Raw genomic sequence first — 20,422 nt, forward strand, 5'->3', positions numbered from 1 at the left:
GTTTATCTTGAAGAGGAGAACAAACCATGTCGAACGTGACCAGTCTGAATGCCGCCGATGCCGCTCCCGCTCCGCTGATGTCGAAGCTGGAAATGACCGAACTGGTCATGGCCGCGAAGTTCGCCAAGGGGCTTTCCTGGAAGGAGATTTCCGAAGCCGCCGGCATGTCGGACGTCTTCGTCGTCTCCGCCTGTCTCGGCCAGAACACGCTGCCGAAGGAAGCGGCGGCCAAGGTTGCGGCCGTTCTCGGGCTCGGCAACCGCACGAAGGACGTGGAGATCGCCCTGCAGCTTCCGCCCAAGAAGGGCCAGGGGGCGGAGACTGTTTCCAAGGACCCGCTGATCTACCGCTTCTTCGAGATCACCTATGTCTATGGCGACACGATCAAGGAGCTGATCCACGAGGAATTCGGCGACGGCATCATGAGCGCCATCGACTTCGACCTGAAGGTGGAACGGGTGGCCAACCCAAAGGGCGACCGCGTGCAGGTCACCATGTCCGGCAAGTTCCTGCCCTACAATCAGTGGTGAGGGGCGGGGCCCTCTCAGATGGGGGCCCTTGCCGATCTTAGGCTCAATCCCGCGTCAAGGCGGCGACCGCGATCAGGTGGCCCTCGGCCATCGCCCAGCGGCCGGCGATCGTTCGCCGGCCGGCGAGCGCCGGGTGGTCGGGATCGGTGAGGCTGACGACAAAGCCCTTGGCATCGCCGAGAACGACGCGGGCGTCGGGGAAATCGAGGAACTGCCGGGTGGCCGGATAGTAGGCCTTGTAAAAGGCCTCCTTGATCACGAAGACCAGCTTCGCCGCATCCTTGATGCCCGGAGCCTCAAGCGCCCGTTCTTCCGGCCGGCAGATCGCCTCTGCGAGACCGGACGCGAGAGGGGTTGCGGGCTCAATGTCTATGCCCAGGCCGACGAAATCGTCCGTCCTTGCGCATATCGCGGCGGCGAAGTGATCGGAATGACTGATCGAGCCGACGGTGCCCTCCGGCCACAGGGGCCGGCGGTCGGCTGCCGCCGGGATCGCTACGGCCTCGATGCCGAGCTTCCGCAGGGCAGAGCGTGCGCAGGTGCGTCCGGCGCGAAAGCCCATGCGACGGGCCTCGACCGCCTGAGCGATTTCGGCATCCTCGTTGCCGATGAGGGGGCCTTGCCGCTCACTGAGAGGGCCGCAATCGAACCGGGCGCCCTGCGGCAGACACGCGGCAATCGCTGTAGCGAGACTGCGTCCGGCCATCGCCTCGCTAGACACGTCCTCCTGCACCGGCATGGCTCAGTCCGCGCTCATCAGGATGATCGCGAAGGGATAGGGATCGCTCACCCAGCTTTTCTCGATCCGCCAGCCGGCCTTTGCGGCAAGGGCCGCGATGGCATCGTAGCTGTATTTGTGGGAATTCTCGGTGTGGATGGTCTCGCCTTTTGCAAAGGTGATCTCCCGACCGCCCAGATGCGCGGTCTGATCGGCTTTCGAGACCAGATGCATCTCGATGCGGCCCTGGGCCTCGTTCCACACCGCGCGATGGGAGAAGGCGTCGAGGTCGAAGTCGGCGCCAAGCTCCCGGTTGAGCCGTGCGAGCAGGTTGAGGTTGAAGGCCGCAGTGACGCCCTGCGCGTCGTCATAGGCGGGCACCATCACTTCCGGATCCTTGGCGAGATCGACGCCGAGGATGAAGCGGGCTCCGGCGCCAAGCGTCTCCCGCGCCGATTTCAGGAAGCCGACGGCGGCCTCGGGCTGGAAATTGCCGATGGTCGAGCCGGGAAAGAAGCCGACATGGGGGCGTCCGTCCGCAGCGGCGGGCAGGCTGTGTGGCGCGGTGAAATCGGCCACGAGCGGCGCGACCTGGAGTGCGGGAAAGTCGGCGCGCAAGGCTTCGGCCGCCTCATCGAGCGCGGTCTGGGAGATGTCGATCGGGACATAAACCTCGATATGCGGTGTGGCATCGAGCAGGGTGCGCGTCTTGGTGCTGGCGCCGGAGCCGAACTCTACCAGCACCGCATGGCGCGCGACCGCCTCGGCCAGGTCGTGCGAGATGGCCTGAAGCAGAGCCGTTTCCGTGCGGGTGGGATAGTATTCCGGCAGTTCGCAGATTTCCTCGAAGAGCCGGGATCCTTCCGCATCGTAGAGATATTTGGTCGGCAGGGTCTTGCGCGGCGCCGTGAGGCCGGCGAGTGCGTCGCGAAGGAAGTCGTCGGTGGAGGGAAGTTCCCCTTCCTCCAGCTCGAGCACGGACGTTTCTGACATGGCGGGGCTCACAGATCCGTTGCCAGACGGAAGCCGGCGAACTGCCAGCGTGCGTCGGTGGGGAAGAAGTTGCGGTAACTGATGCGGTCGTGTCCGGCGGGCGTCGCACAGGAGCGCCCACGAAGCACCATCTGGTTGATCATGAACTTGCCGTTGTATTCGCCGATGGCCCCTTCCGGCGGGCGGTAGCCGGGATAGGGCGAATAGGGGCTCATGGTCCATTCCCAGACATCCTGGCGCATGCCCGGTCGCAGCCGTTCGGGATGCGGCCGGGGGCCGTCGGGAAGGGCGTCGCCTGCGGGAAAAGTCGCTGCCGCGAGCTCCCATTCGAACTCGCTCGGCAACCGGTGTCCCGCCCATTGCGCATAGGCGGCGGCCTCGAACCAGCTGACATGGCAGACCGGCTCGCAAGGATCGACGGGCCTGCGTCCGTGCAGCGTGTAGACTGACCAGCCGTCGTCCTCCCGGCGCCAGTAGGCCGGCGCTTCCCAGCCGAGCCGGTTGACGGTCGCCCAGCCTTCCGACAGCCACAGCTCGTGCCGGCGGTAGCCGCCGTCCTCGATGAAGGCCATGAACTCGCCGTTGCTCACCGGCCGGTCGGCGATGGCGACGTTGCGGATCAGCGCCTCGTGGCGGGGCAGTTCGTTGTCGAAGCAGAAAGGCAAGGCCTCCTCTCCGCGCCGCCAGCCGATCTCGTGGAGGCCGGCCTCTAGCGGCTGCCATTGGAGCGGGGCAAGGGCGGGAGCGGGATCTGCCGTCCTGTCGTGTTCGGTGTAGACCGGGTCGAGCGGCGAGAGCGAAAAGGCGTGCTTGATGTCGGTGAGCAGCAGTTCCTGGTGCTGTTGCTCGTGATGCAGACCCATGACGACGAGATCGGCGACCTTGCGCTCGCAGCGCTTGATGAGCGCGTGCATCGCCAGGTCCACATGGGCGCGATAATCGGTGATGGTGGCCACCCCCGGGCGGCTGAGCAGCCCGCGCGAGGGACGCGGATGGCGCGGCCCCACGGCTTCGTAATAGGAATTGAAGACATAGCCGAAGGTTTCGTCGAAGACCTTGTAGCCTGGCAGATGCGGCGTCAGCAGGAAGGTTTCGAAGAACCAGGTCGTGTGGGCACGGTGCCATTTGGTGGGGCTGGCATCGGGCATCGACTGCAGGGTCTGGTCTTCCGGCGAGAGCGGCGCGGCGAGCGCTTCGGTGTCGCCGCGAACGCGGGCATAGAGCGTGTCGAGCCGCCCGCGCCATTCGGCTGCGGCGTTGCGGGCGACGGGTTCGCCCGTCGGCTTTTCCTTCAGATCGAGCATGGAAGCCTCCCTTTCCTGGCCGGCCTCGGTCCCGCCGGTCTTTCGAGTTCTCCGTATACGCAGGGCGTTTCGCGTCCGGACGGCAGCGTCGCGATCTGCATGAAAATGTTGCCTCATAAATTAGTACCGCACGTCGATTTGACGAGACTGTGATGGCCCGCGTCGCAAATCGTGCGGCGCTGCGATGCCCATCCGGAATTGCCAGGCGGGCCGACATAAACGCGGCAGCGGCGAATTGGATCCCGAACCCGGCCGGGCGCGCGCCCGCGCTCGAAAGCGCGCCGGGCGCGATCCTCTGCGAGGGGCTGTTTCACGGTTCGCTCGACGCATCGATCGTAAAGAAAACTTGTGTTTGCGGAAAGTTCTCTTGCTTGGTCGAAAAAGACAGGCGGCGAGGTATCCGTGCGATTCCCAAGATTGAAGGCGTCGCTGCTCCGGATTATAACATTACGACAAATTACAGGGTTCAAACGTCTTCAAAATGACAGCCCCGGGACAGGGGGCGATGCGCGGAGATTGCAAACGCCGGACCGGTTGCCGAGATGTCGGCAGGTTCTTCAATTGCCCGATCTTCATGAGGGGATGAGGGGCTGCGGACAGGCCGGAGGCGAAGTGGGCTGGTACCGGCGCTAGCCGGAGCGGCAACGCAGCCCCTGCACGAGGTGATGATCAAGTCTCTACGGGGCGCCAGTTTGCGAGTATCATGCTCCTGTCGTGCCCCGGGGGATGTGAACCGGCGACTGCGGCAGGAATGGCGGCTGCACCGCGATGCGGGGGCCGGGAGTGGCGGCCGGCATGGGGCCGGTCGACTGGCAGTGAAGGCGAATGCGATGGCCGACACGTTGTTTCTCGATGACTGGGACGCATTGACCCGCGAACGCGACGCGCGGTTTTCGGCGACCCTGGATCGCGTCTTCGCCTACCACCCGTTCTACAAGGACCTTCTCACGCGCGCGCGGCTCCGGCGGCGCGATATCTCCGGCGTCGCCGATCTCTCCAAGCTGCCGGTGACGACAAGGAAGGACTATCTGGCCAATCCGGCCGGTTTCGTCCTCGCCTGGCCGGAAGCCGCGACGGCGGACGAAAGCATCGTTTGGGATGTGATGCACACGGCCCAGGCGGCCGGGGCGCCGGCGCCGTTCGTCTCCACGTCCTATGATTTCGTCAACATTCTGGCACTCAACCGAAACATGCTGCGGCTGCGTGGGACGGAACAGTCCGACAGCATTCTCAACCTTTTTCCGCTGACACGACACCCCAACGGAGCCTTCACCCGGGCCATGAATGCGGCTTCGGCCTACAATATTCCGGTCATCGCCGCGATGCCGGGGGCGCCCAACGCGCGCCAGCCCGATATCGGCAACCCGCTGGAGGAGGTGGTGGCGATCGCCGCGCGCTCCAGGGCGACCGTTCTGTGGGGGGTGTCGTCCTACGTCCGCAAGGTTGTGGCAAGGGCGGAGGAACTCGGCGTGGAGCTGCCCCATGTGCGGCTGGTCTTCGCCGCGGGCGATGGCCTCGGCGCGGCGGCGCGCGACGACCTGATCGCCCGGCTGAAGCGGCTGGGGGCGAATGATCCGAAGATCAGCGTTTCCTACGATGCCAGCGAAATGCAGGGTGGCATGGTGGAATGCGTGCCCGGTGCGGGCTTCCACAATCCCGCGCCTGACCAGTTCTGCTTCGAGGCAGTGGACCCGGACAGTCACAAGCCCGTGCCGGATGGGGCCGAGGGGCTTCTTCTTCTCACCCATCTCGACCGGCGCGGCACGGTGATGCTGCGTTATGCGCTGGGCGACATGGCCAGACTGACGCGCGAGCGCTGTCCTCATTGCGGCGCCCTGACCGAAAGGCTCGTCAGCATGCCGCGCCGCACGGACGGTTTCGTCAAGATCCGGGGCAAGCTTGTGGATCCGCAGGTGCTCAGCGACGCGCTGGCCGGAGAGGCGGCCGTCGCGGACTTTCAGGCGCTGGTGGAGAAGGAGGAGGAGGGCGACGTGCTGTCGCGCGACCGGCTGCGCATCAAGATCGCGCCGACGGGTGAGCCCGACGAAACCCTCTCCCGCCGACTGGCCGAGCGCGTGCGAACCGCGATCGGCATTCGGCCGGTGATCGAGTTGACGACGGCGGAGGATCCGGTGCTCGCCGGACGCGGATGGACCACGCGTCCTCTGGTCGATCTCAGAAAGAAGAAGCGCCGCTAGGGCAACTCGCGGTTGGATGGGCGCCAGCCGAAATGCCAGCCATGCGGACAATGCGGGAAAGGCGATCCGTTTCCGGGTCACCTGTATGCCGGCCACCTATTTTCGGACAGCGACGACCTTCTGGTAGAGCCCGCCGAAAAATGTCCGCTTCGTCCAGGTAAAGCTGTCTGGGGCGCTAGCGAAGTTGCGGATCTCGGAGGCGCAAAGGGACGGCGCCAACGGTTCAAGATAGCGGAACACGAACCACATGATCGGGCCCATCGGGTGGAAACGGTGCCACCGGTGGTAGTCGACGAAGACGACCTTGCCGCCCGGCTTCACGGCGGCGAGCACGTTGTCGACGATCCTGTGCTTGTAGTCGTCCGGGACCTCGTGCAGCAGGAAGAAGCAGCACACGCCGTCGTGCTGGCGGCCGAAAGGACGTGAGGCATCGGCGTGGACGACGGTGGCGTTGGCGTGGCCGGCGAGCTTGGTTCGGGCGCGAGCGACCTGGATAGGCGTGACGTCGCGGACCTCCAGGTGCCCTTCCGGTCCGACCCGTTCGGCGAGCTGGGCGCAGAGACGCCCGTAGACATGGGCCGGCTGCAGCAGGTTCTGTCCGGGCGAAAATTCCTCGACGGCGGTGTTCACCAGCCTGTTGGCATTGCCCCAGAGAATCGTCTGGACGACGATCTGGCGGTCGAGCAGGGGCACGAGGCGGGGATTGATGTAGGCCCAGTCGTAGATTTCCCGCATGTATTCGGGCACTGGCGGCGAGGAAATCGATGGCCCGGCGGCAGTTTCCTGGCCAATCGGGCAGGAGGCATCTTCGAGTATGTCAGACATTCGGAACAATCCTCTGGCAGGGCGTCCGGCGCGGTGAGGGGGCATGAGGTGCCACGGCATTGCGGCAGTGCCACGACAATGCGACCGGCTTGGTTCCTCCCAGAACCTCACACCCACCGCAGCAACCTTCAGGTGCAGCGAAGCGGATGCGGTTTGCAATCCGTGCATGCGCGGACGATGATTTTCCCCGACCGGGCCGGAGCGGACCAGAGATATATTGTCTCGTGCGCCAACACGTCCGGGTCTCGGGCCGGGAATGGCGGAACAAGCCGGCCGAGATCCCGACCGGGAGGTGGGCTATGCCGGGGAAAAGAGATCAGATCGCCGCGACGCGGTCCGGATCTGTCTCCTTGGCCGTGCCGGAAGCGATTTGCCGGAAGACATGCTTCAGGATTTCGTCGACGTCCCGCGCGGGGAGCGGGCGGCTGAAGAGATAGCCCTGCACCTGGGTGCAGCCCTCGCTGCGCAGGTGTTCCAGCTGCTCTTCGGTCTCCACCCCTTCCGCCGTGGTGTCGATCGACAGGCTGCGACCGAGGCCGGTCAGGGCCCGCACGATCGCGCCAGCCTCGGGGCGCTCGGACAGCGTGCGGACGAAGGACTGGTCGATCTTGATCTTGTCGAAGGGGAATTTCTGCAGGTAGCTGAGGGATGAGTAGCCCGTGCCGAAATCATCCATCGCGATCTGGATGCCCAGGGCCTTCAGGTCTCTGAGGGCCTCCATATTGGCCTCGCTGTCCTGCAGCAGCACCGATTCGGTGATCTCCAGTTCCACCCGTTGCGGAGCGATGCCGGAGACCTGCAGCGCATGCGCGACGGCGCCGACCACTCGGTTGTTTCGGAACTGGACGGGCGAGAGGTTGATCGCGATCTTGACCTCCTCGGGCCAGTGGACCGCCTCGCGGCAGGCCTCCTCCAGAACCCACGCGCCGATGTCGACGATGAGGCCGATCTCCTCCGACAGCGGGATGAACTCCGCGGGCGAAACCAGCCCGCGCGTGGGGTGATGCCAGCGCAGCAGGGCTTCGAAAGCGCAGACCTTGCCGCTTTCGAGGTTCACGAGCGGCTGATAGTGGAGCTCGAATTCCCGTGCCTTCAGTGCGTGGCGCAGGTCCAGTTCCATCGTCCGGCGCGCCTGCAGGCGGGCATCCATGTCCGGCTCGAAGAAGCGGAAGATGCTGCGGCCGTCGTTCTTGGAGCGGTAGAGCGCCATGTCGGCGTTCTTGAGAAGATGGTCAGGCTCCACGCCGTCGGCCGGCGCAAGCGCGATGCCGATGCTGGTACCGATGACGACGTGATGGCCGTCGATCTGATAGGGCTGGCCGATATGGTCGATCAGCCTCGCCGCCAGGGCGCTCGCCTCGATCGGACTGCCCATGTCGGTCTGGATGATCGCGAACTCGTCGCCGCCAAGACGCGCCACGAAATCCGTCTCGCGCAAGGTGCTCTTGAAACGGGAGGCGACCGCCTGCAAGAGCTTGTCGCCGACGGGATGGCCGAGCGTGTCGTTGACCTCCTTGAAATGGTCGAGGTCGAGGCAGAGCACGGCCACGAGACGGTCGTTTCGCTGGGCCCGCCGCAGCGCTTCCTGCAACCGCTCGCGGAAAAGCACGCGGTTGGGCAGGTCCGTCAGCGCGTCGTGATGGGCCATGTGCGCGACGCGGGCTTCCGCCTTGCGCCGCTCCGTCACGTCGACGACGGAGATCACGAAATTCTGGCGTCCGTCCATGTCCATCCGGCGAACGTAAGGGTAGACCTCCATCTCGCTGCCGTCGGCGCGCACATGGTGCCAGACGTCCTGTCCCTGATAGGGATGGTCCAACTCATGCAGGAAGTTGGCGAAATCCAGCCGGTTCGTCGCACTGAGGATTTCCAGAACCGTCATCCGCAGGAAAGCCTCACGGCTGTGTCCATAGTGACGCACGGCGGCATCGTTGACGTGCAGGATCCTGAGCGTGTCGCTCGCCACGAGCCAGGTCGGGATGGGGTTGCCCTCGAAAAGCAGACGGAAGGACCGCTCGCGCTCCTTGATCTCGGCAATGTCGGTGAGGGTGACCGAGATAAGCTCACCCATCGGCGAGGCGGATACCTTGAAGTGCCGAAGACCGTGCTTGCCGGGGTAAGAGACCTCGAAACTGACGCGTCGCTTCTGTTCCACCCCACGCGCCAGGTTTTCCACGATCTCTGCCTCTTCCAGACGCAGGCCGAGTTCGGAAAGGCGGGACCATTGCAGACGCTCGGCCGGCATGTCGAGCAGCCGCGATGCGCCCGCATTGAAGGCGACGAACTGGAAATCCACCACCTTGTCGCTGGCATTCTTGATCGCCGTCAGTGCGATCATCCCCTCGTCTGTGGCGCCGAACATGGTGTCGAGCACGTCGTACTGCGTGTCGCGCCGGTCAAGCACGATGATGAACACCGGCGGACCCCAGAGGCTGGAGAGCGGCAGGGCCCACAGGTCGTAGGTCTCGAACTTGCCGTCCTCGACCTGATGCGTTGTCACGCGGGCCGGTTCGCAGGTCTGCCGGCTGAATTCGATCGCATCGCGCAGGCTATGAGCGCGGTCGGTCCTCAGGCTCGAGAAGGCGGCTCCGTCGCGCGAAACACCGCCCCACGCGCAAAATGTCGCACCGACCCGGGCGAGGTTGAGTTCGCCCGACTTGTCCTGGACGACGAGCGCCATGCTGTCGGCGAAATGGCCGAGATTGCCGAGGGCGACATTCTCGTAAGGCGGAAGTTCCGGAGGCTCCGTGCGTTCGGAGCGCCAGCGCAAAAGCACGAAATCAATGGCGCGGCGCGGGTTGGAGGAGCCCGGGGCGCAGGGAGACGGGAGCGGCTGAGAACTCACGATTTCTGCCTCTGACCGACAAAATACAAGGAACGGCGGCGCTGTGGCCGACGGCCCGTATTTATACGCACAACAGACCTTACGATAATATAAATTACAATGTTAAATAGCTTAAGTTATCCGAGGCTGAAGGGAGCGGTTTTCCTCTCTCGGATGCCCGTTTTGTTAGCCGGCCAATTACTCGCAATAGTTGTTGTTCTGAGAATGCGCGCGAAAAGGTCGATGTGCGGTGCGCGCTGTTTTTTGCCCAATGGAGGCAGGCGACGGGCCGCGTGGAGCGGCCCGTGCGCAAGTCTTGCTCAGAACCAGAAGGGGTTCGTCCAGGCGCGCCGGCCTGTCTCGTCCACCACGATAACGCGAATCCAGGGGCTGCCTTCCAGTTTCTCGAGCGGCAGGGTGGCGTGGCTGATTCCGGTGCCGCCGATGAAGCTGTTCTGGTAGCCGCGTCCGTTAACGAGGATGCGCACGGCCGGGCTGCATTCAACGCGCAGGCCGTCGTCGGCGATCTCGACGGCGTGAATCTCCGGGCCTTGCGAGGAATAGTAGGTGCCGGCCTTCAATGAGGCGAGCAGCGCTTCGGGCGTGTTGGCCTCGGCTTTGACCATGACCCAGCCTCCGCCGAAATCGGGCGCCTTGAAGTGGGCGTCGTCGCAGGCATAGGTGTTGATGCGGTGGCCGCGATCGGCGAGCCCGTCGAGCAGATAGGCGCCGTCGCCACGGTCGTGCATGACCTGGCAGCCGTGGTTGTAGACCTCCACCGCGTGGGTGTGCTCGACCAGCGTTTCCGCATCGTCCAGCGACAACTGATACCAGGCCGGATGGGCGATGCCGACGAAGGCGCCGGCCTCGTGGGCGCGGCGGGCGAGTTCGGGGCCGGTTTCCTCCGGTGACGGTGGTGTGAAGTCGAGCGGCAGGCCGGCCGCCACCAGATGCCAGAGTTCGCTCATCTGGGTGCGCGGGGCATGGATCTCCGCGCCGATGATGGTGGTGAAGCCGTCGCTCCTGAGATCGCGCGTGTCGGTGATGGGAAAGCCGAAACGCTCCATGAAATGATCGGTCAGCGACAGGAAGTCGTAGCCGGCGGAGCGGTAGCGGCGGATGACTTCCTCCGGCGGCAGGGCACCATCGGAGCGGGTGGAATGGGTATGGATGTTGCCTTTGTAGAAGCGGCCGCCCTCGGCGAAGGCGGGGAGCACAGTGGTCATTTGCGGTGTCCTGAATTGGGCGCGAAGCCGTTGGACGGCAAGGGAAGGTCGCGGCGCGTTGGCGGTGCCGCGACCTCGATCGTTTGCGGCCTTACTTGCCGATCAGGTCGTTTGTCTCTTCGACCATCTGCTTCAGACCTTCATCGACGGAGATGTCGCCGGCCATGACCTCGGAGATGATCGAACGCTGGGTGCGCCAGATCTCCACGGCGTTGGTGCCGGGATAGCTTTCCCAGGGGGCCGCGCGATCGATCTGGTCGAGCGAGGTACGCCAGTTCGGGTGCTCCTTGTAGAAGTCGCCGAGAAGACCCGGCGCCATGGCGCGCTTGTTGGTCGGCATGTAACCGGAGCCAAGCACCGCGATTTTCTGCGCTTCGGGCGAGGAGGCGAACTTGATGTACTCCCAGGCGGCCTTCTGCTTTGCCGCGCCTTGAGCGGTGATCACCGCGCCGTTGCCGCCAGTCGGCACCTTGCCTGCTTCGGTGTTGGAGACCGGGAAGACCGTGGAGCCGAGGCGGAACTTGCCCTCAGCGAGCTCGCCGAAGGAGCGGGCGGAGTTGACCGACTGGATCGTGATGCCGGTCAGGCCCGCCGTGAACTGCTGCTTGACCTGGGCGAATTCCATCTGGTGCATGCCGCCTTCGGTGACAAAGCGGCGGGCGAGTTCGAGCGCGTTGCGGCCGACCTCGTTGTCCCAGGCGACCGTCTTGCCGTCGGCATTCATGAAGGGCTTGCCCTGCTGGGAGATCAGCGCGCGCCACAGCCAGTCGTCCGGCCAGGCATCGACCGCGTAGGAGATGCCGGTGATGTTGTCACCAAGCGCATCGATCTTGTGGCCGAGCGCGATCCAGCCGTCCCAGTCGGTCGGCAGATGGTTGAGGTCGCCGCCCGCCTTCTCGATCAGGTCGGCGTTGTAGAAGATGATCGGCGTGGAGGCGTTGAAGGGCAGGCCGTAGACCTTGCCGTCGACCGTCGTCAGGTTGATGATCGAGGGTTCGAAGTTTTCGTCGATCCAGGCCTGGCCACCGGCTTCATCGATGAATTTCGTCAGGTCGACGATCTTGCCCTGTCGCGACAGCTTGTGCACCAGCTCCGGCAGCAGGTGGAAGCCGGAGTGATAGACATCGGGCAGGTTGCCGGTCAGCGCATCGCGCACGACCTGCTGGTGGGCGAAGTCGTAGCTCTCGCCGGAGGCGAGGAACTCGATCTTGATGTCGGGGTGCTGTTCCATGAAGGCGTCGGCGACCGCCTCGTGGAAATGGTTGTGGCCGGCCCATGCGTGGTAGACCTTGAGCGTCATCTGTTCGGCGTGAGCCGACAGCGACGTCGCGGCCAGCATCGCACCGAGGGCGATGGATTTCAGAAACTTATTCATCGTCCGTTCCTCTTGGTTCCCCGCCGTCGGTGTTGGAGGAGCGGGGATGCGAGAGACCGCGGGATGCGGTCGGTGTCGGGGCGGGCGCGGGCCCGCTCCAGAAATTGCCGGCGCGGTTACTTGACCGCCGTCATTGTGATGCCGCGGATGAACTGGCGCTGGGCGATGAGGAAGGCGACCATCAGCGGCAGGGTGAGGATGGTGGCCACCGCCATAAGCGCGCCGTAGTTTTCGCCGGTCTCCGAATCCGCGAAGTAGGAAAGGCCCAGCGGCGGGGTCATCAGCTCGTTGGAGCGGATGACGACCAGCGGCCAGTAGAGGTCGTTCCAGTGGGTTGTCAGCGAGAAGATCGCGAAGGCGGAGATCGCCGGGATCGCGCCGGGCACGACGATGCGCCACAGGATCGACCATTCCGACAAGCCGTCGAGGCGGGCGGCGTGGATAATCTCGTCCGGATAGGACTTGAACGTCTGGCGCAGCAGGAAGATCGCGAAGACCGACAGGAACGACGGCAGCATGGCCGCGAAGTAGGTGTCGAGCAGGCCGAAGGCGTTGAGCCCGAGAAAGAGCGGCAGCGCGGGGGCCTGAATCGGGATCGTCAGCGCGAATATGACCACGGCGAAGATCAGGTCGCGGCCGCGAAACTCCATCTTGGCGAGCGCATAGGCGCAGGGGATCGCGGTCAGGAGCTGCACGGCGAGGATGCCGAGCGAGATGATCGCGCCGTTCTTCATGAAGGTGAGAACCGGCGAGGTGGTGAGCGCCTCCACGTAGTAGTCGAGCCCGGTGAACTGCTGGGGGAGCCAGTGGAACACTGGCGTGAACAGCTCCTGTGGCGCCCGGAAGGAGGTCACCAGCATCACGTAGAAGGGAAAGAGGAACAGGAAGGCCAGGAACAGCAACACCGTGTGGGCGGCGAGCTGGCGCAGGAACGGGCGGAGCCGAGTGGGGCGGGTTGGAGCGCGCATCAGTAGTGCACCTTCCTGTCGAGGACGCGCGCCTGGATCAGCGAGAAGATCAGGATCACCGCGAGGAAGACCACGGTCATTGCCGCGGCCGAGCCCATGCGGAAGTAGGAGAAGCCTTCCAGATAGGTTGTGTAGAGCAGCACGTCGGAGGAGCCGCGCGGGCCCCCGCGGGTCAGCACGGCGACGGTGTCGAAGACCTTGAAGGCGGTGATGGTGGAGGTGACGATGACGAACATTGTCGTCGGCCCCAGCAGCGGCAGGGTGACGTGAAAGAAGCGGTCAAGCGGGTGGTCGAGCCCGTCGACGGAAGCCGCGTCGTGCAGTTCCTGCGGTACGGAGGTGAGGCCGGCGGAAAACAGCACCATGTTGAAGCCTGCGAGGCTCCAGATGTTGATGATGGCAAGGCCCGCGAGAACGAGGTCGGGGTTGGAGAAGAAATCGATCGTCGGCAGGCCGAGGGCGCGCAGCAGCAGGTTGAACGGCCCGATATTGGGGTGCAGCAGGTACTTCCACACGAGCGCCATGGCGACGACGGTCGCCGTGACCGGAAGGAAGAAGACGAGCCGGTAAAAAGCCTTGCCGTGGTCGAGGCCGTCGATGATGACGGCAAGGAGAAGACCGAGGAGAACGGCCCCCGGCACCACCATCGCTACGTAGACGAGCGTGTTCGTCAGGGCCCGCCAGAAGGTGCGGTCGCCTGCGAGCTTCGTATAATTCTCCACGCCGGCGAAAGTCACGCCGAGGTCGCCGAGCCGGTAATCGGTGAAGCTCATGGCGATAACGGCTGCGATCGGCAGCAGCATCACCACCGCGAGAAGAATGAGCGAGGGCGCTGCAAAGGCATAGGCGAGGCGGGCGGAGAGCGTGGCGCCGAGTTTGCGCGGGCGGAGGTGCGGCGTCCCGGATGCCGCGCCGATGACGACGTCAGCCGACATGGGCCATCTCCCTGACGGAACGTTCTGCGGGAGCGGCATGCAATGCGGTGCGGCGGCCGGACCGATCGAAGGCGAGCAGGGCGTTCGGCGACAGGTGCATCGCGATGCGGCCCTCGCAGGGGACGAGGCGGCCGAATTCTTCTGCCGTCATGCGAGCCGTCAGCCGACCGTTCCAGCCTGCGATGCGCAGGAACAGAAGGACGTCGTAGCCTAGACGTTCGGTCTGTTCCAGCCGGCAGTCAAACAGCGGTGCCTCTCCGGCCGGGCGAAGCGCTTCGGGGCGGAAGGCAATGTCGAGATCGGCCGCCTGCGGGCCGATATGACGGGCCATTTCCGTGCAGGCGCGGAAGAGTTCGTCGGCCGGAACGACGTTGATCTCGGGCGAGCCGATGAACCGGGCGACGCGGATGTCGGCGGGGGCGTCATAGAGCTCCTGCGGGCTCGCGCATTGCACGATCTCGCCTTCCATCATTACCGCGACCCGGTCGGACATCGTCATCGCCTCGACCTGGTCGTGGGTGACATAGAGAAAGGTCGCGCCAAGCCGCTTGTGGAGCGCGGTGATCTCGGTGCGCATGGTGACGCGCAGGCGGGCATCGAGATTGGAGAGGGGCTCGTCCATCAGGAAAACCTTGGGCTGACGGACGATGGCACGGGCGAGCGCGACGCGCTGACGCTGGCCGCCGGAAAGCGCGGCCGGCTTGCGCTGAAGCAGGCTCTCGATCTCAACGAGCCTGGCAACGGTCTCCACATCTTCGCGAATCCGGGCGCGCGCGACGTTCTGGAAGGGGGCGAGGCGGCCGATCAGCGGCAGCCGCGCGAAGCGGGAAAGCCGCCGCGCGTTCAGCGGTGTGGCGATATTTTCCGCAACCGTCATATGCGGGTAGAGCGCGTATGATTGAAACACCATCGCCACGTCGCGCGCCTTGGGCGGCAGGTGGTCGATCGGGGCGCCCGAAATCCGGATCTCGCCGCCAGATTGCGGCATGAGGCCGGCGATGATGCGCAGGAGGGTCGACTTTCCGCAGCCCGACGGGCCGACCAGCGTCATGAACTCGCCGGCGCGGATATCGAGCGACACGCCTTTCAGCGAGCGGGTCGGTCCGTAGGACTTGCGAATGTCATCGATTTCGACTGATGCGGCCATCTTGCCAGATCCTTTCCGGTTCCGGCATTGACCTAATGGAGTTTTATTTCACTATTTTAACAATCGACGAAAATAAGCTTCACCTGACGTCGTTTCGCTGCTATCTCCCTCCCGTGGCACCTCTCCGGCCCGCTTTTTGGCGCGAATGGCAGGGGCGCGGACCTTCCACCCTCTCCCTCCGGATTTCGGTTTCTGACAGAAGGCAGCCAACTTCATGCTCAACGCCCCGCTTAGGTCCGTCGATCTCGTCATTTTCGACTGCGACGGCGTGCTGATCGACAGCGAGCCTGTCTCCGCGCGCACGCTGGCGCAGACGCTGACCGAGGCCGGGCTGGCGATGGATCCGCTAAACGTGCAGCGCGAGTTCACCGGCATGACGGAAAAGGAGATGCTGGCCGATCTCAAGCGGCGCGGGATCGAGGATGAAGCCGCCTTCATGGCGAACTGGCGCGAGGCGCTCTACGAGGGGTTCCGGCAGGAGCTTCGAGAGATCGAGGGGATTGGCCGTTTGGTGCGCGGGCTCGATGCACACAAGTGCGTCGCCTCCAACTCAACGCTCGACCGGCTGGAGAACAGTCTCGGCATTCTCGATCTGTGGGACGCATTCGCGCCGCATGTTTTCAGCGCGGAGATGGTCGCGCGCCCGAAGCCGGCGCCGGATCTGGCCGAACATTGCCTGAAGACGTTCTCGGTCGCGCCGGATCGCGCCGTCTTCATCGACGACAGTACGCAAGGGGTGAATTCGGCCAAGGCGGCCGGGATTTTCGCGATCGGCTTCATCGGTGAAAGCGAGGCGCGGGTCGATCAGCGCGGCGCGTTGTTGGCCGCCGGTGCGGATGCGGTCGTCACAGGGGTGGCGGAGCTGGAACGCCTGCTTGCGGCCAGCATGGCGACAGTCGGATAGAGCGACTGTTGCATCCAGAGAGTTGGATGGTTTGGCCGAAGCGGAAAGCCCGGCGGAGTGTCTCCATCCCGCCGGGTGTATTTCTTATCGCATCTGGGTGACGAAACGCGTGTCGAGATAGGCGTCGAGCGCCTCGGAACCGCCCTCGGTGCCGTAGCCGGAATCCTTGATGCCGCCGAAGGGGACTTCCGGCAGGGCAAGGCCGAGGTGGTTGATGGTCAGCATGCCGGCTTCCACCTTCGCGCCTAGCATCTGCGCCGTCTCGGTCGAGCCCGTGTAGGCGTAGGCCGCAAGGCCGAACGGCAGGCGGTTGGCCTCCGCGATCGCCTCCTCGGCGTCGGAGAAGCGGTTGATGACCGCCACTGGGCCAAACGGCTCCTCGTTCATGATGCGCGCCGAGGTCGGCACGTTGGTCAGCACCGTCGGCTCGAAGAAGTAGCCCTGATTGCCGATGCGCTTGCCGCCGGTCGCCAGCGTGCCGCCGGCGTCCACCGCGTCGTTGATCAGGCCTTCCAGCGCCGGGATGCGACGCTCGTTGGCGAGCGGGCCCATATCCACGCCGTCTTCCAGGCCATTGCCGACCTTCGTCGCCTTGGAAGCCGCGATGAAGCCTTCCATGAACTGGTCGGCGATCTTGTCCTGGACGAGGAAACGGGTCGGGGAGACGCAGACCTGGCCGGCGTTACGGTACTTGTGCACAGAGATCTGCTTGACCGCGGTCTCAACATCGGCGTCGTCGAAGACGAGGACCGGTGCATGGCCGCCGAGTTCCATCGTGGCGCGCTTCATGTGCTGGCCGGCGAGCGCTGCGAGCTGCTTGCCGACGGGCGTGGAGCCGGTGAAGGAGATCTTGCGGATCACCGGATGCGGGATCAGGTATTCGGAGATCTCGGCCGGCACGCCGTAGACGAGGTTGACCACGCCCTGCGGAATACCCGCATCGACGAAGCAGCGGATGAGCTCGGCCGGCGAGGCCGGGGTTTCTTCCGGCGCCTTGACGATGATCGAGCAGCCGGTGGCGATCGCCGCCGACAGCTTGCGCACGATCTGGTTGATCGGGAAGTTCCAAGGCGTGAAGGCGGCGACCGGGCCCACGGGCACCTTGATCGTCATCTGCACGACGCCGGGCGCACGCGCCGGGATGACCTGGCCATAGGTGCGGCGGCCTTCCTCGGCGAACCAGTCGATCGTGTCGGCACCGGCCAGAACCTCGCCCTTGGACTGGGCAAGCGGCTTGCCCTGCTCCTTCGTCATCATCCAGGCGATGTCGCTGGCGCGTTGGCGCAGCAGGTCGGCGGCCTTGCGCATCAGTTTGTAACGGGTGAAGGCAGGCGTCTCGCTCCACACCTTGAACCCACGCTCCACGGCGGCGAGCGCGCGATCCAGATCCGCCTTGCCGGCATGAGCGAGGCGGCCGATTTCCTGGCCGGTCGCCGGGTCGACGATTTCAAGCGTGCGTCCGTCGGCGGCGTCGCACCAGTCTCCGTCGATGAAGAGCTGGACGTCTGGATAGGTCGTCATTGTTATCTCCGATTGGTGATTACTCCGCCGCCCCGGATGGTGTTCCGGGCGGCGGTTTGGCGTCGGTGCTGGAAATAGGGAGTTTGGCCAAAGGCTCAAGCTCCCCGGGTGTGGTTCCAGCGGTTCCTCCGGAATGGTAGGGCGGCGAAGGACGGGGCGGACGAGGTCCGCGCGACCGGACATTGCCGCGAGCGGGATTGCGGCCCGGGGGCGCCGGTCTCTCGCAACAATGGCGGGGCCGGCGCGCAGGGCGCGATCTTCGTAGCATGCCTTGTGAAAAGTTCGAAGCCGATCCTCTCGGCTTCGCTCTTTTCTTCTCGTGCGCGCGGTTCGATGAACCGACGGGTTGTTTGGCGCCGCCCTATACGCGCAGAAACGGCCGACCGGCACATCTCAGAGATACCGATATGCCGTAGCGTTCTTGTGAGCAGATTGTTGATGCGCGGAATGTACGATCGCGTTAGCGTTGGCAATCGGGCAACGTCCTGTGTTTGAGAGCAGGTTTCGCGGATGCCGGGTTGGAGGAAAGTCTGGACGGGTGTGTCGGTGCTTCCCGATGTTCGGGAGACGGGCAAAGCGCGCACGGTTTCCAATGCCCCGGGCGAAGCCAGCAGGGCGGTGGCGGACGCGCCTTGACCGCAAATGCGGAAACGCGACCGGAGGGGGGCTGCCCGACCGGCCGCGATCCGCTTCAGGGGACGACCTTGGAACCATCTGCGGATAAGCCGGAAACGATCGGTTTCCTTCTCATACCCCGGTTTTCGATGATCGCCTTCGCGTCGGCGATCGAGCCTTTGCGTCTGGCGAACCTCCTGAGCGGAAAACAGCTCTACGACTGGGCATTGCTGTCGCGCGACGGCGGCAGCGAGCGGGCGAGCAACGGCATCCCGATCGGTGTTTCCCATGCAATCGCCGACGCGCCTGCCGTCTCCTCGCTCATCGTGTGCGCCGGGATCGATGGTCACTGGTACGACGACCGTCAGGTGCTTGCCTGGCTGAGGCGCATGGCGAGCCGGGGCGTGGCGCTGGGAGCTGTCTGCACGGCGAGCCATATCCTTGCACGCGCGGGTCTTCTCGACGGCTACCGCTGTACCGTCCACTGGGACAGCCTCGCGAGCTTTGCAGAGAACTTCCCCGGCATCGTGGTGACCGGCGAGATCTTTGCCGTCGATCGCAACCGGTTCACCTGCGCCGGGGGCACCGCCGCCGCCGACATGATGCTGCACCGGATCGCCGCTCGCCACGGAGAGGATCTGGCAGCGCGCATTTCCGAACAGATGCTGCACGACAAGATCCGTCCCGCCGCTATGCAGCAGAACGCAGTGATCCAGCAGCCTCTAGGCATCGAGCGGCAGGACCTGCAGGCCGCGATCCAACTGATGCTGACGACGATCGAGCAGCCGCTGGACCTGCTGACGCTGGCCAAGCGGCTCGGCCAGTCGCGGCGCAATGTGGAGCGGCTTTTCCGTACCTACATGAACTGTTCGCCGGGCAAGTATTATCTGGGCCTCAGGCTCATCCGGGCGCGTCAACTTCTGCACCAGACATCGAAATCCGTGCAGCAGGTGGCGGTGTGCTGCGGGTTCTCGTCTGCCGCGCATTTCAGCCGTTGCTACCGCGACCACTACGGCGTGCCGCCGCGCTCCGACCAGATTTCCAGCCGCTACCGCATGAGCGCGTTCGCCGAGAGCATGACGGGGGAGGCGATGCCGTCGGCCGCGGTGGTCGCGCAGGTGGCCGAGGACGAGAACGAGGGGCGCGAGGGATGGTAGCCCGCGCAAACGGAAGCGACGAAAAACCCGCGCTGACGGTCGGTTTCCTGCTCACCAACAATTTCACGCTGACCGCGCTTTCAAGCTTCATCGACGCCCTGCGTCTCGCCGCCGACGAGGGCGACGGCAGCCGGCCGATCCGCTGCCGCTGGCACATCCTGGGTCGCAAGGATGAGCCGGGTGTGTCCAGCTGCGGCATCGCGGTCGCGCCGGACAGGGATTACGACCTCGCCGGTCTCGACTATCTCGTGGTTGTCGGTGGGCTTCTCCATCGCGGGCCGCAACTGGGCGCACAAGCCATCGCCTGCGTGCACCGGGCCGCGCGGGCCGGAATTCCGCTCATAGGCGTGTGCACGGGCAGTTTCGTGCTGGCGCGCTCAGGGCTTATGCAGGACCGCGCATGCTGCGTGAGCTGGTATCATTTCCGCGATTTCGTCGAGGAGTTTCCCGATCTCGTGCCGGTGGCGGAGCAGCTTTTCATCGAGGACCGCGACCGCATCACCTGTTCCGGTGGGGCGGGCGTGGTCGATCTTGCCGCCTTCCTCATCGAGAGACATCTGGGGCGCGCCGCCGCGCAGAAGGCGATGCACATTCTGCAGGTCGATCCCGGTCGGGCATCCGGTCAGTCGCAGCCGCCGCCGCCCGTCGGCGGGCCGGTGCTGGATGCGCGGGTGCGCCGGGCGATGCTGATGATGGAGCAGCATCTGAGCGATCCGCTCGCCATGGAGGAAATCGCGGGCAAGCTGGCGATCAGCACGCGCCAGTTCGAGCGCCTGTTCCAGGCAACCACCGGCATGAGCCCCAACCGGTTCTACCGGCTCATGCGGCTGCGCTACGGGCTCTGGATGCTCAAGACCTCGCGCCGCTCCGTGACCGATGTGGCGCTGGAGGCCGGCTTTGCCGATTGCGCCCATTTCTCGCGCCATTTCCGCGACTTCTTCGGCATTAATCCGTCGCAAGTGCGCAAGGAGAGCGAGGCGACGGAGCCGAGTCTGATGATCCCGACGCAGCGGCCGAACGGGCGGGATAGGCCGCAGGAGCGCCGGTTCTACGAGTAGGTCGGCCTCCTGTTCAGCGCGTATCCGCGGGTGCCGCACTTCCTGTCGGCCTTTTCCTTTTCATGTCGGTTTTATTCAAGCGCGGTGGCCCTGCCGTTCTAGCGTCGCCTTCGCCTTCCGGATC

General features: G+C 64.8%; 17 protein-coding genes. 6 read left to right on the forward strand and 11 right to left on the reverse strand.

The window, feature by feature from the left end; translation table 11 throughout:
- Nucleotides 1-26 precede the first annotated feature (26 nt).
- Nucleotides 27-530: a cyanase gene (gene cynS, locus V2L18_RS08155; RefSeq protein WP_336177600.1), complete on the forward strand. Its 504-nt coding sequence runs from the start codon at nt 27-29 to the stop codon at nt 528-530.
- Between the two features lie 43 nt (nt 531-573).
- Here the strand turns inward: cynS and V2L18_RS08160 are convergent, their stop codons facing one another.
- Genes V2L18_RS08160 through egtB form a run of 3 tightly spaced genes read right to left on the reverse strand, consistent with a single transcriptional unit; the run spans nt 574 to nt 3,545 of the window.
- Nucleotides 574-1,269, reverse strand: coding sequence for a 4'-phosphopantetheinyl transferase superfamily protein (locus tag V2L18_RS08160; protein ID WP_336177601.1), 696 nt, complete (start codon nt 1,267-1,269; stop codon nt 574-576).
- A gap of 3 nt (nt 1,270-1,272) precedes the next feature.
- A complete protein-coding gene (gene egtD, locus V2L18_RS08165; protein ID WP_336177603.1) occupies nt 1,273-2,241 on the reverse strand; it encodes an L-histidine N(alpha)-methyltransferase in 969 nt (322 codons plus the stop codon).
- 8 nt (nt 2,242-2,249) lie between these two features.
- Entirely contained in the window at nt 2,250-3,545 is a 1,296-nt protein-coding gene (gene egtB, locus V2L18_RS08170) for an ergothioneine biosynthesis protein EgtB (protein WP_336177605.1), read from the reverse strand.
- Nucleotides 3,546-3,697: 152 nt separating this feature from the next.
- On the opposite strand from egtB, the gene V2L18_RS08175 reads away from it, so the two are divergent.
- Together V2L18_RS08175 and V2L18_RS08180 are read left to right on the forward strand one after the other, a co-directional pair.
- Complete coding sequence (locus tag V2L18_RS08175) at nt 3,698-4,030, forward strand: hypothetical protein (RefSeq protein ID WP_336177606.1); 333 nt, start codon at nt 3,698-3,700, stop codon at nt 4,028-4,030.
- Nucleotides 4,031-4,375: 345 nt separating this feature from the next.
- Nucleotides 4,376-5,743 carry a hypothetical protein gene (locus V2L18_RS08180; RefSeq protein ID WP_336177607.1) on the forward strand — a complete coding sequence of 456 codons (1,368 nt, stop codon included), beginning with the start codon at nt 4,376-4,378 and terminating at the stop codon, nt 5,741-5,743.
- Nucleotides 5,744-5,839: 96 nt separating this feature from the next.
- On the opposite strand, the gene rquA is transcribed toward V2L18_RS08180, so the two are convergent.
- The 7 genes from rquA to V2L18_RS08215 all read right to left on the reverse strand — a co-directional run bounded on the left by rquA (nt 5,840) and on the right by V2L18_RS08215 (nt 15,043).
- Nucleotides 5,840-6,568: a rhodoquinone biosynthesis methyltransferase RquA gene (gene rquA, locus V2L18_RS08185; protein ID WP_336177608.1), complete on the reverse strand. Its 729-nt coding sequence runs from the start codon at nt 6,566-6,568 to the stop codon at nt 5,840-5,842.
- 316 nt (nt 6,569-6,884) lie between these two features.
- Nucleotides 6,885-9,413, reverse strand: a complete 2,529-nt coding sequence (locus V2L18_RS08190; protein WP_336177610.1) for an EAL domain-containing protein — start codon at nt 9,411-9,413, stop codon at nt 6,885-6,887.
- A gap of 299 nt (nt 9,414-9,712) precedes the next feature.
- Nucleotides 9,713-10,618 carry a CehA/McbA family metallohydrolase gene (locus V2L18_RS08195; RefSeq protein ID WP_336177611.1) on the reverse strand — a complete coding sequence of 302 codons (906 nt, stop codon included), beginning with the start codon at nt 10,616-10,618 and terminating at the stop codon, nt 9,713-9,715.
- 91 nt (nt 10,619-10,709) lie between these two features.
- A complete protein-coding gene (locus tag V2L18_RS08200) occupies nt 10,710-11,993 on the reverse strand; it encodes an ABC transporter substrate-binding protein (RefSeq protein WP_336177612.1) in 1,284 nt (427 codons plus the stop codon).
- 116 nt (nt 11,994-12,109) lie between these two features.
- Entirely contained in the window at nt 12,110-12,961 is an 852-nt protein-coding gene (locus V2L18_RS08205; protein WP_336177613.1) for a carbohydrate ABC transporter permease, read from the reverse strand.
- Complete coding sequence (locus V2L18_RS08210; protein ID WP_336177614.1) at nt 12,961-13,896, reverse strand: sugar ABC transporter permease; 936 nt, start codon at nt 13,894-13,896, stop codon at nt 12,961-12,963. The genes V2L18_RS08205 and V2L18_RS08210 overlap by 1 nt, the downstream gene beginning before the upstream one ends.
- Nucleotides 13,886-15,043: an ABC transporter ATP-binding protein gene (locus V2L18_RS08215; RefSeq protein WP_336177615.1), complete on the reverse strand. Its 1,158-nt coding sequence runs from the start codon at nt 15,041-15,043 to the stop codon at nt 13,886-13,888. Before V2L18_RS08215 ends, V2L18_RS08210 begins: the two co-directional genes overlap by 11 nt.
- 214 nt (nt 15,044-15,257) lie before the next feature.
- Between V2L18_RS08215 and V2L18_RS08220 the strand changes: the two genes are divergently transcribed.
- Nucleotides 15,258-15,947 carry an HAD-IA family hydrolase gene (locus V2L18_RS08220; RefSeq protein ID WP_336177617.1) on the forward strand — a complete coding sequence of 230 codons (690 nt, stop codon included), beginning with the start codon at nt 15,258-15,260 and terminating at the stop codon, nt 15,945-15,947.
- Between the two features lie 84 nt (nt 15,948-16,031).
- On the opposite strand, the gene V2L18_RS08225 is transcribed toward V2L18_RS08220, so the two are convergent.
- Nucleotides 16,032-17,468 carry an NAD-dependent succinate-semialdehyde dehydrogenase gene (locus V2L18_RS08225; RefSeq protein ID WP_336177618.1) on the reverse strand — a complete coding sequence of 479 codons (1,437 nt, stop codon included), beginning with the start codon at nt 17,466-17,468 and terminating at the stop codon, nt 16,032-16,034.
- 704 nt (nt 17,469-18,172) lie between these two features.
- On the opposite strand from V2L18_RS08225, the gene V2L18_RS08230 reads away from it, so the two are divergent.
- A complete protein-coding gene (locus tag V2L18_RS08230; protein ID WP_336177620.1) occupies nt 18,173-19,240 on the forward strand; it encodes a GlxA family transcriptional regulator in 1,068 nt (355 codons plus the stop codon).
- Complete coding sequence (locus tag V2L18_RS08235) at nt 19,234-20,298, forward strand: GlxA family transcriptional regulator (RefSeq protein ID WP_336177622.1); 1,065 nt, start codon at nt 19,234-19,236, stop codon at nt 20,296-20,298. The genes V2L18_RS08230 and V2L18_RS08235 overlap by 7 nt, the downstream gene beginning before the upstream one ends.
- Nucleotides 20,299-20,422: the final 124 nt, after the last annotated feature.

It is taken from the genome of Breoghania sp. JC706 (genome assembly GCF_037026715.1).
Taxonomy (GTDB): Bacteria; Pseudomonadota; Alphaproteobacteria; order Rhizobiales; family Stappiaceae; genus Breoghania.